Annotated in this window: 10 protein-coding genes, 4 tRNA genes and 2 pseudogenes; 7 read left to right on the top strand and 9 right to left on the bottom strand. The window is 59.4% G+C overall.

What is annotated here, in order from left to right; translation table 11 throughout:
* The first annotated feature begins 107 nt into the window (after positions 1-107).
* From ACNYC6_RS17900 to ACNYC6_RS17885, 4 genes are read left to right on the top strand one after another with little or no spacing between them, the layout of a single operon-like run.
* Positions 108-734, top strand: coding sequence for a DUF1780 domain-containing protein (locus tag ACNYC6_RS17900; RefSeq protein ID WP_007970534.1), 627 nt, complete (start codon positions 108-110; stop codon positions 732-734).
* Entirely contained in the window at positions 731-1258 is a 528-nt protein-coding gene (locus ACNYC6_RS17895; RefSeq protein ID WP_419708516.1) for an MOSC domain-containing protein, read from the top strand. Before ACNYC6_RS17900 ends, ACNYC6_RS17895 begins: the two co-directional genes overlap by 4 nt.
* 54 nt (positions 1259-1312) lie before the next feature.
* Complete coding sequence (locus ACNYC6_RS17890) at positions 1313-1486, top strand: DUF3094 domain-containing protein (RefSeq protein ID WP_419708515.1); 174 nt, start codon at positions 1313-1315, stop codon at positions 1484-1486.
* Positions 1487-1546: 60 nt separating this feature from the next.
* Positions 1547-2845, top strand: a complete 1299-nt coding sequence (locus tag ACNYC6_RS17885) for an NAD(P)/FAD-dependent oxidoreductase (protein ID WP_419708514.1) — start codon at positions 1547-1549, stop codon at positions 2843-2845.
* A gap of 55 nt (positions 2846-2900) precedes the next feature.
* On the opposite strand, the pseudogene ACNYC6_RS17880 reads toward ACNYC6_RS17885, so the two are convergent.
* The 9 genes and pseudogenes from ACNYC6_RS17880 to rluD form a co-directional block, all read right to left on the bottom strand.
* Positions 2901-3497, bottom strand: a pseudogene (locus tag ACNYC6_RS17880) (methyl-accepting chemotaxis protein); the annotation flags it as partial.
* Positions 3498-3803: 306 nt separating this feature from the next.
* Positions 3804-4526, bottom strand: a pseudogene (locus tag ACNYC6_RS17875) (MCP four helix bundle domain-containing protein); the annotation flags it as partial.
* A 152-nt stretch (positions 4527-4678) separates the two neighbouring features.
* A tRNA-Pro gene (locus ACNYC6_RS17870) sits at positions 4679-4755 on the bottom strand.
* Between the two features lie 95 nt (positions 4756-4850).
* Positions 4851-4926: transfer RNA gene (locus ACNYC6_RS17865), tRNA-Lys, on the bottom strand.
* Between the two features lie 5 nt (positions 4927-4931).
* Positions 4932-5008 (bottom strand) — tRNA-Pro (locus tag ACNYC6_RS17860).
* Between the two features lie 9 nt (positions 5009-5017).
* A tRNA-Asn gene (locus tag ACNYC6_RS17855) sits at positions 5018-5093 on the bottom strand.
* Positions 5094-5393: 300 nt separating this feature from the next.
* Positions 5394-7958, bottom strand: a complete 2565-nt coding sequence (gene clpB, locus ACNYC6_RS17850) for an ATP-dependent chaperone ClpB (RefSeq protein WP_419708513.1) — start codon at positions 7956-7958, stop codon at positions 5394-5396.
* A 130-nt stretch (positions 7959-8088) separates the two neighbouring features.
* Positions 8089-8814, bottom strand: coding sequence for a peptidoglycan editing factor PgeF (pgeF, locus tag ACNYC6_RS17845; protein WP_419708512.1), 726 nt, complete (start codon positions 8812-8814; stop codon positions 8089-8091).
* On the bottom strand, positions 8811-9773 hold the full coding sequence (gene rluD / locus ACNYC6_RS17840) for a 23S rRNA pseudouridine(1911/1915/1917) synthase RluD (protein WP_056855649.1): 963 nt from the start codon (positions 9771-9773) through the stop codon (positions 8811-8813). Before rluD ends, pgeF begins: the two co-directional genes overlap by 4 nt.
* Positions 9774-9924: 151 nt before the next feature.
* Between rluD and ACNYC6_RS17835 the strand changes: the two genes are divergently transcribed.
* The 3 genes from ACNYC6_RS17835 to ACNYC6_RS17825 all read left to right on the top strand — a co-directional run bounded on the left by ACNYC6_RS17835 (position 9925) and on the right by ACNYC6_RS17825 (position 12897).
* The gene (locus ACNYC6_RS17835) at positions 9925-10947 is read left to right on the top strand and encodes an outer membrane protein assembly factor BamD (protein WP_419708511.1); all 1023 of its coding nucleotides are present in this window, start codon (positions 9925-9927) and stop codon (positions 10945-10947) included.
* A 137-nt stretch (positions 10948-11084) separates the two neighbouring features.
* Positions 11085-11318, top strand: a complete 234-nt coding sequence (locus tag ACNYC6_RS17830; RefSeq protein ID WP_419708510.1) for a PP0621 family protein — start codon at positions 11085-11087, stop codon at positions 11316-11318.
* Positions 11308-12897 carry a sensor histidine kinase gene (locus ACNYC6_RS17825; protein WP_419708509.1) on the top strand — a complete coding sequence of 530 codons (1590 nt, stop codon included), beginning with the start codon at positions 11308-11310 and terminating at the stop codon, positions 12895-12897. Before ACNYC6_RS17830 ends, ACNYC6_RS17825 begins: the two co-directional genes overlap by 11 nt.
* The last annotated feature ends 1 nt before the right edge of the window (position 12898 follow it).

Genomic DNA, 12898 nt, shown 5'->3' with positions numbered 1-12898 from the left:
TATCCGTTTTGTGCAGGGCCCTGAAACGGGCATGGGAACGGAGGGAATTGCCCCTCTCCGATAAACTGTCTTCTTTGCGATCGCATTTGAACGCTAAGCTTGGGCCTATGGATGACTCAGATTACTTACGCCTGCTGACCATCGCGGCCGAGCAAGCCAACGCGTTCCTGTCCAATGCCCGCAAATGGGAGCGTGAGCGTTGGGTCTGTCAGCGCCTGCTGCAAGGGCTGAACATTCCCTATCGCGCCGATGAATTCGCCCCCGCCGGAGAGCCGCCGGACGTGTTGTTCCGCGACGCCAGTTTCGAGGTGTTCTTCGTGCTCGATGAGGGACGGCGCCTCAATGATGAATGGCGAGATGAGCTGCAACGTCGACGCAGTGCGTTCTCCCTCAGTCAACTGGTGCGACGCGAAGCCAAGCCGCGGCGCATCCCCGCCAACGAATTCCTGCTGCGACTGGCACCGACTTTGCGCAAGAAAGCGCACAACTACAAAGAACGCGGCATGGACCTGGGTGAACTGGACATCATCGCCTTCGCCAGCCTCAAGCGCGAAGTGCTCGACCTCAACAGCCATTTCCCGCCGCCCACCGAATACCTGCGCCAGGGCTGGCGTTCGCTGTCGCTGGTGGGGCCGACGTTTGCCCGCGTGCTGTTCGCTCACCCGGATGCGCCGGACTTCCTGCGCAGCAATCTGGGACGCAGCATCGTTTTCGATGTCGGGATCAGCCTGTGAGTCCATTGCAGGAATTGATTGCCCATGTCCCGCAAACCGGCCGCGTACGCTGGATCGGCGTCCGTGCGCAATCACGCTCACCGATGATCGAACTGGAGGCCGTTGAGGCGCGACTGGAGGCCGGATTGACCGGCGACCATGCCCGCCCCGGCGTGCGTAATGCGCGGCAGGTAACGCTGATTCAGTGGGAACACTTGCCGGTCATCAGTTCGCTGATGGGACGGCCGGAGGATCAGCCGGTCCGGCCTGAAGATCTGCGGCGCAATCTCGTTATCAGTGGAATCAATCTTTTCAGCCTCAAGGGCCGACGCTTCCGGATTGGCCAGGCGATTTTCGAAACCACCGGCTGGTGCCAGCCCTGCGCGCGCCTGGAAAACAACCTCGGCAGCGGAACGTTCCAGGCCGTGCGTGGGCATGGCGGAATCACCGCCCGAGTGTTACAAAGTGGCATCATTCGCCTGGAAGATGCGGTGAGCGTCGAGCCCTTGCCGGAGAGCGGCTATGCTCCGTTCATCGCGAGATAACGCCCGTTGTAGCTTCATCACATTTAGCAACGTCTACCCCTGACGAGGCCCGATATGACCAGCCGCCTGAACCCTGACGACCAGAAGCATGTCGAAGCGTATCTGCAACTGTCCCAACACCAAGTCGAGCGCCGGCCTTTCAGGCCGTGGATGCTCCTGGTGATGGTGCTGGCAGTGACCATTGGTCTGGGCCTGTTGAGCCGACTTATCAGTTACCTGACGCTATGAGCTGCCTTGCGCTCGCTCGGGTAATTGCACCGATTTCTTTTAGCCTTGCGAGTTATCCCCATGTCCCATCGTATTGTCATTGTCGGCGGCGGCGCCGGCGGTCTGGAGTTGGCTACCCGTCTGGGTAAGACTCTGGGCAAGCGCGGCACAGCCAGCGTCATGCTGGTCGACGCGAACCTGACCCACATCTGGAAACCGTTGTTGCACGAAGTGGCGGCCGGTTCCCTGAACTCTTCCGAAGATGAACTCAACTATGTTGCCCAGGCGAAATGGAACCACTTTGAGTTTCAGCTGGGGCGCATGAGCGGGCTCGATCGCGCGAACAAGAAAATCCAGCTGGCCGCCACCTATGACGAAGCCGGGCTGGAACTGGTACCGGCGCGGGAAGTGCCTTACGACTCGTTGGTGATTTCCGTCGGCAGTACCACCAACGATTTCGGCACCCAGGGCGCGGCGCAACACTGCCTGTTCCTCGACACCCGCAAACAGGCCGAGCGCTTCCATCAGCAGTTGCTCAATCACTACCTGCGCGCCCACGCCGGGCAGACTGACACGGTCGAGCAAATCAGCGTGGCCATCGTCGGCGCCGGTGCCACCGGGGTCGAACTGGCCGCCGAACTGCACAACGCCGCCCATGAACTGGCGGCCTATGGCCTGGACCGGATCAAACCGGAAAACATGCACATCACCCTGATCGAAGCCGGGCCACGGGTGCTGCCGGCATTGCCGGAGCGAATCGGCGGCCCTGTGCATAAAACCCTGGAGAAACTCGGGGTCAACGTCATGACCAACGCGGCGGTCAGCGAAGTCACGGCCGACAGCCTGATTACTGCGGACGGCAAAGTGATCAACGCCAGCCTGAAAGTCTGGGCGGCGGGGATTCGCGCACCGGGGTTCCTCAAGGACATCGATGGCTTAGAAACCAACCGCATCAATCAGCTGCAAGTGCTGCCGACCCTGCAAACCACTCGCGACGAAAACATCTTTGCCTTCGGTGACTGCGCCGCCTGCCCACAACCGGGCACTGACCGCAACGTGCCGCCGCGCGCCCAGGCTGCGCATCAACAGGCGTCGTTGCTGGCCAAGTCGCTGAAGCTGCGCATTGAAGGCAAGGCATTGCCGGAGTACAAGTACACCGACTACGGCTCGCTGATTTCGCTGTCGCGTTTTTCCGCTGTGGGTAACTTGATGGGCAACCTCACCGGCAGCGTGATGCTGGAAGGCTGGCTGGCACGGATGTTCTACGTGTCGCTGTACCGGATGCACCAGATGGCGCTGTACGGACCGTTCCGCACGGCGATGTTGATGCTGGGGAGCAAGATCGGACGCGGGACCGAGCCACGGCTGAAACTGCACTGATGTAAAAACCTGTGGGGGCTAGTCTGCTAGCTCCCACATTTTCCATCTGAATCACTTACACCCGAAAACGCCGCACCATCCCCTGCAGCGCATTGGCCAGTTGCGACAATTCATGGCTCGATGCACTGGTCTGATCGGCCCCGGTGGCGGAACGCACCGACAGGTCGCGAATGTTCACCAGATTACGGTCGACCTCACGCGCCACTTGCGCTTGCTCTTCTGCTGCACTGGCGATCACCAGGTTTCGCTCGTGGATCTCATGCACGGAAGCCGTGATGGTTTGCAGAGCCTCGCCTGCGCGCTCAGCCAGGACCCGCGTGCTGGCAGCACGTGAAGCGCTGGTATTCATCGCCTCAAGCGCCTGGCTCGATCCGTCGCGCATGCCTTGGACCATTTGCTCGATTTCCTGGGTCGATTGCTGGGTGCGATGGGCCAAGGCACGCACCTCATCGGCCACCACTGCAAAACCTCGACCACTCTCCCCCGCCCGCGCCGCTTCAATGGCCGCGTTCAGCGCCAGCAGATTGGTTTGCTCGGCAATGGCGCGAATCACATCCAGCACCTTGCCGATATCCTGAGACTGATTGGCCAGTGACCGCACCAGCTCCCCGGTACTTTGCACGTCGTGGGCCAGCGAACTTATCGCGATGGCCGTCTCGCTGACCCGCTCCTGCCCCAGATGCGCCGACTCACTGGACTGACGAGTGGCATCGGAGGTGGACACGGCGTTGCGTGCGACCTCTTCCACGGCGGAGGTCATTTCATTGACCGCCGTGGCCGCCTGTTCAATTTCGTTGTTCTGTTGTTGCAGGCTCTGATTGCTGTCGAGGGTAACGGCGTTCAATTCATCGGCAGCCGTGGCCAATTGCGTCGCGGAGCCGCTGATGCCTTGCAGGGTTTCCCGCAAATTCTGCTGCATGGTCGCCAATGCCTTGAGCAAACGGCTGACTTCGTCGTTGCCATGGGTTTCGATCGGACGTGTCAGGTCGCCCTGCGCCACATGTTCCGCTGCACTCACGGCTTCACTTAGCGGACGCACGATGCTGCGGGTGAGCAACATGGCCAAGGCAACCGTCGCCAACGCCGCAAGGGCAATAAACAGGCTCACGATCGTGCGTGATGTTTCGTAGTGTTCTTTGGATTTCTCGCTTTCTGCCGCGACTTGTCGGCTAAACAGTTCCGCCAGGTCACTGAGTTGCTTGCCAGAGCCGTCGACCACCGTCTTCATATCCACCAGCAGCAGCTTGGTCAGCTCGTCGCGACGCCCTTGTTCGGCCAGGGTGAAGGATTGGGCAATACCGGCGCGATAGGCCGCGAAGGTGTTCTTGAATTGGTCGTACAACGCCTTGCCTTCAGCTGTGGTGACCAGTTTGTCGTAGGCGGCGATTTTTTCGCTCAACTCCTTGTCCCGGGTATCCATCTGGCTGCGATATTGGGCGATGTTCTTCGGGTCCTGGTCCAGCGCCATGCGCAGGGAAATGGTGCGAATGCGCAACATGATTTCGCGTATTTCATCACCGCCGCGAATGCTCGGCAGCCATTGTTTCTCCACCGCCACTTCACTCTCGCGAATGCTCGACATCTGCCCCAGCGCAAAAACCCCGAGCAGCGCCACGAGTACCGCAATCAAGGCAAAACCCAATGCGGCACGGGGGGCAATATTCAACTGACGAAGAAACATAACGAGTGCCTTTATTATTGTTGGCTGGAGTGGAGGCCCTGGCGGTGCCTCTATAGCTCGTTATCGGCAAGTTGTACGATGACTAAAGAAGCGAATACGCTTTTCGAAGACAAAAAAAATCCCCGTATCTTTCGATACGAGGATTTTTAATATGGTCGGGGTAAGGGGATTCGAACTCCTGACATCCTGCTCCCAAAGCAGGCGCGCTACCGGACTGCGCTATACCCCGGTAAAAAAAAGGCACCTTTGAAAGGCGCCTTCTTCGATCAGCGCTTTTGGCCTCTGATCTTAAGATTCGATTCCAGCGCTAACTGGTTTCAAAAATGGTGGGTCGTGTGGGATTCGAACCTACGACCAATTGGTTAAAAGCCAACTGCTCTACCAACTGAGCTAACGACCCAAATATGGTCGGGGTAAGGGGATTCGAACTCCTGACATCCTGCTCCCAAAGCAGGCGCGCTACCGGACTGCGCTATACCCCGGCTTGAAATTGGCTCCGTGACCAGGACTCGAACCTGGGACCCAATGATTAACAGTCATTTGCTCTACCGACTGAGCTATCACGGAACTACATATTTCAATTTACAACTTTGAAGCTTTACTGCGTTCTCTTCGACTCGTTCGCATCGCTGCGTTCGTGTGTCTGAGGCGCGCTATTCTACAATCTTCAGCACCTCTGTCAACCCCCTAAATTGCTTTCAAGTTAATGATTTGCAACTTATTTTGGATTCCTGCTTGGGGAGCGGAAACCCTGGCGGGTGACTGACTGCGGGGCGCACTTTACAAGCCTTTTCCTTTGAGTTCAACAGCCTAACGAAAAAAAGGCCTCGCAATGCGAGGCCTTTTCATTTTTGCTGCCGCCGAGGATCAGACAAAGACGATTTCGTCGTTTTCCACCACACCATGGGCCGTGTCCCCAGGCATGAATCGTCCCGACAGAATCATCTGTGCCAGCGGGTTCTCGATCCAGCGCTGGATCGCCCGTTTCAGCGGCCGCGCACCGTACACCGGGTCGTAACCGACCGCGATCAGCTTATCCATGGCTTCAGGGCTGAGGTCCAACTTCAACTCCCGCTCGGTCAGACGGCTACGCAGGCGACCCAACTGGATCTCGGTGATGCCCGCGATCTGATCCCGCGCCAAAGGCTCAAAGATCACCACTTCGTCGACCCGGTTGATGAACTCCGGCCGGAAGTGGCTGGAAATCGCATCCATCACCGCTGCACGCTGCGCTTCACGATCACCGACCAGTTCCTGGATCTGTACCGACCCCAGGTTGGAGGTCATGACAATCACGGTGTTCTTGAAGTCCACCGTACGGCCATGGCTGTCGGTCAGGCGACCGTCTTCGAGCACTTGCAGCAAGATGTTGAACACATCCGGGTGCGCCTTCTCGACTTCGTCCATCAAGATCACCGAGTAAGGCTTGCGACGCACTGCCTCGGTCAGATAACCGCCCTCTTCATAACCGACATATCCCGGTGGTGCGCCGATCAAGCGAGCCACGGAATGTTTCTCCATGAACTCGGACATGTCGATCCTCACCATCGCCTCTTCAGTATCAAAGAGGAATTCGGCCAACGCCTTGCACAGCTCGGTTTTACCGACACCGGTCGGGCCGAGGAACATGAACGAGCCGCTCGGCCGGTTCGGGTCGGACAACCCGGCACGGGAGCGCCGTACCGCGTTGGAAACCGCGACCACGGCCTCTTCCTGGCCAATCACACGCTGATGCAACAGACTTTCCATCTTCATCAGCTTGTCGCGCTCGCCTTCGAGCATCTTCGACACCGGAATACCGGTCCACTTCGAAACGACTTCGGCGATCTCTTCTTCAGTCACCTTGCTGCGCAGCAACTGGTTTTCCGGTTTGCCATGCTGGTCGACCATTTGCAGACTGCGCTCCAGGTCCGGGATCACCCCGTACTGCAGTTCAGCCATGCGGTTCAGGTCGCCTTTGCGGCGCGCGGTTTCCAGTTCCTGACGGGACTGTTCGATCTTCTGCTGAATCTGCGCAGAACCCTGAACTTCGGCCTTTTCCGAGTTCCAGATTTCTTCGAGATCCGAGTACTCACGCTCGAGACGAACGATTTCTTCCTGGAGTTTCTCCAGTCGTTTGATCGCCGCTTCGTCGCTTTCTTTCTTCAGCGCCTGGGATTCCACCTTCAACTGAATCAGGCGACGTTCCAGACGGTCCAGCACTTCCGGCTTGGAGTCGATCTCCATGCGGATACGGCTGGCGGCCTCGTCGATCAGGTCGATGGCCTTGTCCGGCAACTGGCGGTCAGTGATGTAGCGGTGGCTGAGCTTGGCCGCTGCAATGATCGCACCGTCGGTGATCGCCACCTTGTGGTGAACCTCGTAGCGCTCTTTCAGGCCACGCAGGATCGCGATGGTGTCTTCTTCGCTCGGCTCGTCCACCAATACTTTCTGGAAGCGTCGCTCAAGCGCCGCATCCTTCTCTATATATTGGCGATACTCGTTGAGCGTGGTCGCACCGACGCAATGCAGCTCACCACGAGCCAGGGCTGGCTTGAGCATGTTGCCCGCGTCCATCGAGCCTTCGCCTTTACCGGCACCGACCATGGTGTGCAGTTCGTCGATGAACAGAATGATTTGCCCTTCCTGCTTCGATAGCTCGTTGAGCAAGGATTTCAGGCGTTCTTCGAACTCACCGCGATACTTGGCACCGGCAATCAACGCTCCCATGTCCAGGGACAACAGGCGTTTGCCCTTGAGGCCGTCCGGCACCTCACCGTTGATGATGCGCTGGGCCAGGCCTTCGGCGATGGCGGTTTTACCGACGCCAGGCTCACCGATTAGCACCGGGTTGTTCTTGGTACGGCGTTGCAACACCTGGATCGTGCGGCGAATTTCGTCGTCACGGCCGATCACCGGATCGAGCTTGCCGTCTTCGGCACGCTTGGTCAGGTCGACGGTGTACTTATCCAGCGCCTGGCGCGCTTCCTCGTGGTTCGGGTCGTTGACGGCCTCGCCACCACGCAGGTTATTGATCGCGTTTTCCAGGGCTTTCTTGCTCACGCCCTGACCGAGCAACAACTTGCCGAGCTTGCTGTTCTCGTCCATGGCAGCGAGTAACACCAGTTCGCTGGAGATGAACTGGTCGCCCTTCTGCTGGGCCAGACGGTCAGCCTGGTTGAGCAGGCGCGCCAGATCCTGCGACATGTTGACGTCGCCGGTCGGGTTCTGGATTTTTGGTAGCTGGTCGAGCTCTTTGGTCAGCTCTTTACGCAAGCTGTTGACGTCGAAGCCCACCTGCATCAGCAGAGGCTTGATCGAGCCGCCCTGCTGTTCGAGCAAGGCCTGCATCAAGTGCGCCGGCTCGATGGCCGGATGATCGAGGCCGACTGCCAGGGATTGGGCATCGGACAACGCTAACTGCAATTTGCTGGTTAAACGGTCTATACGCATGGGTCACCTTCCTTTTGAGCAGGCCGGACCTATGAAACGTCCTGAATTAAGAAACCTGCCAGATACCACAATAGATGTGGTCAATTCTGGGAGTTTCAAGCGTCTTGACGTTGATGCAGGTCAGCAAAGCTTAGCGGGCGAGCCAGACAAGGGAGGCGAACCGACCGGTGCGAGGAGCCCGGCGGTAAGAGAAGAAGCGAGGGTCGGTGACGGTGCAGAAACCACCGCCGTAGACAGCGGTAACGCCACGAGCCGCCAGACGCAGACGCGCCAGCTCATAGATGTCGGCCATGAGCTTGCCGGCATTTACGCTTGGCACAAAGGCTTCAGCCGCTTGCGGCAACTGCTGCAGGAAGATTTCGCGCACTTCCGGGCCAACTTCAAAGGCTTGCGGACCGATGGCCGGACCGAGCCAGACCAAGACCTCGGCCGGTGGCACCGCCAGACTGTCGAGCGTGGCTTCCAGCACGCCCGCCGCCAACCCGCGCCAACCGGCATGGGCTGCCGCGACCCGGGTGCCGGCGCGGTCGCAAAACAGCGCTGGCAGGCAATCGGCGGTCATCGCCGCGCAGGCGACGCCCGGCGTTGAGGTCCAGCTGGCATCGGCCGTATCCACCCGGCTCGGGTCGGCATGGGCCACGACAATGCCGTGGACCTGCTGCAGCCAGGCCGGTTGAATGGAGAAGTGATCGGTAAGGCGACGGCGATTTTCGGCGACAGCTTCAGGGCTATCGTCGACATGATCGCCGAGGTTGAGGCTGTCGAACGGCGCCAGACTGACGCCGCCCGCACGGGTGGTCACACAGGCTTTCACCCCGGCCGGCGCGGGCCAGTCAGGAATCAGCCAGTCACTCATCCGATGAACGCCTCGCGGTCTTGCTTGAGCAGGGTCAGCAACCAGACGAAATCTTCCGGCAACGGCGACTCCCAGCTCATACGTTCACCGGTCGTCGGGTGATCTAGCTCCAGGAACCGCGCATGCAGTGCCTGACGCGGGAAGTTTTTCAGCGACTCGACCATGGTCGGGTTAGCTGCCGGCGGAATCCGGAAACGACCACCGTAGGCAGGATCTCCGACCAACGGGAAGTTGATGTGCGCCATGTGCACGCGAATCTGGTGCGTACGACCGGTTTCCAGCTTCACCCGCACGTGAGTGTGGGAGCGGAAGCGCTCAAGCACACGGTAATGGCTGACGGCTTGCTTGCCCCCTTCCATCACGGCCATGCGCTGGCGCTGCTGGCCGTGACGACCGATCGGCGCGTTGATCTTGCCGCCGGCGGTTACCACACCAATCACGATGCATTCATAGATCCGGCTGACGCTGCGGCTCTGCAACTGTGTAACCAGCTGCGTCTGCGCCTGAATGGTCTTGGCCACCACCATCAGACCGGTGGTGTCCTTGTCCAGACGGTGCACGATACCGGCACGGGGCACATTGATGATGTCCGGCACATGGTGCAACAAGGCATTGAGCAAAGTGCCGTCGGCGTGGCCGGCAGCCGGATGCACCACCAGGCCCGCAGGCTTGTTGATCACCAGGATTTCGTCGTCTTCGTAGACGATGTCCAGGGCAATGTCTTGAGCGACCCATTCGCCCTGAGCTTCCTGCTCGGCAGTGAGTTCAAGAATGGCGCCACCGTGAACGATGTCTCGCGGGCGGATAACCGCCCCATCCACAGTCAGGCGGCCGTCTTTGATCCAGGCGGAAAGGCGCGAGCGCGAGTGCTCAGCGAATAATTGTGCGGCGACTTGATCGAGGCGTTGGCCGCCCAATTCGGACGGCACCTCTGCGCGAAGTTCAATTTTATCGGACATGCTCAGACTAGGCGTCGGCACAGCCTTTGGTTTCGGCTGCGCGCTTGTGGTTAAATACGGCGTCTTTTGCCCCGAGGCTACTCAACGGGGCGCTCATCATAACAGGACGGCCACGCCCAAGACAGCGGCCGTCATAGGGACGCAAGCCGCCATGCAAGTGAAACACCTGCTGCTGATCGCCATCCTCGCATTGACCGCTGCTTGCTCATCGAAGGAAGTCGTAGACGAAAACCTGAGTGAAGTCGAGTTGTACCAACAGGCCCAGGCCGATCTGGACAACAACAGCTACACCAGCGCCACCGCCAAGCTGAAGGCTCTGGAGTCGCGCTATCCGTTCGGTCGTTATGCTGACCAGGCTCAACTCGAACTGATCTACGCCAACTACAAGAACGCCGAACCGGAAGCCGCCAAAGCCGCTGCCGAGCGTTTCATTCGTCTGCACCCACAGCACCCGAACGTCGATTACGCCTACTATCTCAAGGGCCTGACTTCTTTCGACCAGGACGTTGGCCTGCTGTCGCGCTTCCTGCCGCTGGACATGACCAAGCGTGACCCGGGCGCCGCACGTGACTCCTACAACGAGTTCGCCCAGCTGACCAGCCGTTTCCCGAACAGCCGTTACTCGCCAGACGCCAAGCAGCGCATGATCTACCTACGCAACCTGCTGGCGGCCTACGAGATCCACGTTGCCGACTATTACCTGACCCGTCAGGCCTATGTCGCTGCCGCGAACCGTGGCCGCTACGTGGTGGAAAACTTCCAGGAAACCCCTTCGGTCGGCGACGGCCTGGCGGTGATGACCGAGTCCTACCAGCGTCTGCACCTGGACGAACTGGCAGCCACCAGCCTCGAAACCCTGAAGCTCAACTACCCGAACCACCCAAGCCTGGTCGACGGTCAGTTCGTGCCGTCGGTTGCCGAAGCCGACAACCGTTCGTGGTTGAGCAAGGCCACCCTGGGCCTGATCGAATCCCGCCCGCCGCTGCCGCCGGGAGAAACCCGCGCCAACCAGGACGTGCAGAAGCAGTTCCAGGACGCCAAGGATGCGATTCCGAACGATCTCAAGCCTAAAGACGAAAACGGCGACGTGATCGAAGAAGAAGATCACAAAGCGCAAGGCAACAACGACGACCGTTCGTGGTTCAGCTACATGACTTTCGGCGTGTTCGACTGACACGACCGGCGTTACGCAAAGGGAGACTCTTGAGTCTCCCTTTTTTGTTGCCGTTTTTTTGTGTTGAGCAAATGCACTGTGCGCCTGTCATGTCCCCGGCTAAACTGCCGGTTCATCAGCCAATAAAGCCGCTCATCATGCTTCGTTTATTATTCTGGATCGCCGTGATTGCCGCCGCCGTGTGGTTCTGGCGCAAGTACAAAAGCGCGGCTGCCGCACCCAAGTCACCTGCCGAACTGGAAGCGGCACCGATGGTGCGCTGCGCCCATTGCGGCGTGCATCTGCCCCGCGATCGCGCGCTGAACCTTCAACAAAAATGGTATTGCAGCCAGGCTCATCTGGAGCAAGGCCCCGGTTCCAGTGATCGCTGAGGCGTCCAGTCACAGCGACAAACAGGCCCAGCGACTGCTGCGCCTTTATCATCTCTACCGTTTAAGCGTCGGCATCATCCTGGTGCTGCTGATCTCCAGCAACATGGACAACCGCTTGCTGGCCTCGGCCAATGACGACCTGCTGAGCTCTGGCAGTTGGTTGTATCTGGTGCTGAACATTCTGCTGGTGGTGTTCTTCGAGAACACCCGCCATCCGGCGCAACTGTTCAGCCTGGCGTTACTCGATGTACTGCTGCTGTGCGGCCTGTTCTTCGCTGCCGGCGGCGTTGCCAGCGCCATTGGCAACTTGCTGATCGTTTCGGTGGCCATCAGCAATACGTTGTTGCGAAGACGCATCGGCCTGCTGATTGCCGCCGTCGGCGCGATCGGCATTGTCGGTTCGAGTTTCCTGTTGAACGTCAGCCATCGCGCCAATCCCAATGACTATTTGCAGGTCGGCACCCTCGGCGCCCTGTGTTTTGCCGCAGCCCTGCTGGTGCAAGGCCTGGTCCGACGGCTGGAAGTCAGCGAAACGCTGGTGGAGCAGAAGGCCAGTGAAGTCGTCGGCCTGGAAACGCTCAATGCACTGATCCTGCAACGCATGCGCACCGGCATCCTGGTGCTCGACGAGCAGCGGCGCGTGCAATTGGCCAACCACAGTGCCCTGACGCTGCTCGGCTGTGACCGACTGGAAGGCCGACTGATCGACGACCACCTCCCGGCGCTTGTCGATCGCCTGAACCTGTGGCTCAGCAACCCGACCCTGCGCCCGCAAAGCCTGAAAATCGCCAGCAGCGGCGTTGAGCTGCAGCCCAGTTTCATAGCACTGGACCCCAGCCCGCAGCATCAGACACTGATCTTTCTCGAGGATCTCGCTCACATCGCGCAACAGGCCCAACAACTGAAACTTGCCGCTCTCGGGCGCCTGACCGCCGGCATCGCCCACGAAATTCGCAACCCGCTGGGCGCCATCAGTCATGCCGCACAGCTATTGCGCGAATCTGAGGAACTCAACCGTGCGGATCAACGTCTGACCCAGATCATTCAAGATCACTCCCAACGCATGAATCGAGTCATCGAAAACGTCCTGCAACTGTCCCGACGCCAGCAAACCGTGCCGCAACGGTTGGACCTGAAGCCGTGGCTGCAACAGTTCGTCACTGAAACCCGCGAGGGCGCGACCGAGCGCCAGCAGATTCATCTGCACATCGCTGCGGGAGACTTCAAGACCTTGATGGACCCGAACCAGTTGAACCAGATTCTCGACAACCTGGTTCGCAACGGCTGGCGTCATAGCGCCCAGAGCCACGATCAGGCACAGGTCTGGCTTGAGTTGTTTATCGACCCCGACAGCCAGTTGCCAATCCTTGAAATCCTCGACGACGGCCCCGGTGTGGCCGCGGACCATCAGCCGCAACTGTTCGAGCCTTTCTTCACCACCAGCCACCAAGGCACTGGCCTGGGGCTGTATCTGTCCCGTGAGCTGTGCGAAAGCAACCAGGCCCGCCTAGACTTCAAACCACGCCAAGGCGGCGGCTGCTTTCGCATCACTTTTGCTCACGGACGGAAACAAGGTTGAA

The sequence above is a fragment of the Pseudomonas sp. NFX224 genome (assembly GCF_048565165.1).
Taxonomy (GTDB): domain Bacteria; phylum Pseudomonadota; class Gammaproteobacteria; order Pseudomonadales; family Pseudomonadaceae; genus Aquipseudomonas.
The sequence above is the reverse complement of the archived record's forward strand: the minus strand, read 5'-3'. Positions and strand labels throughout refer to the sequence as shown.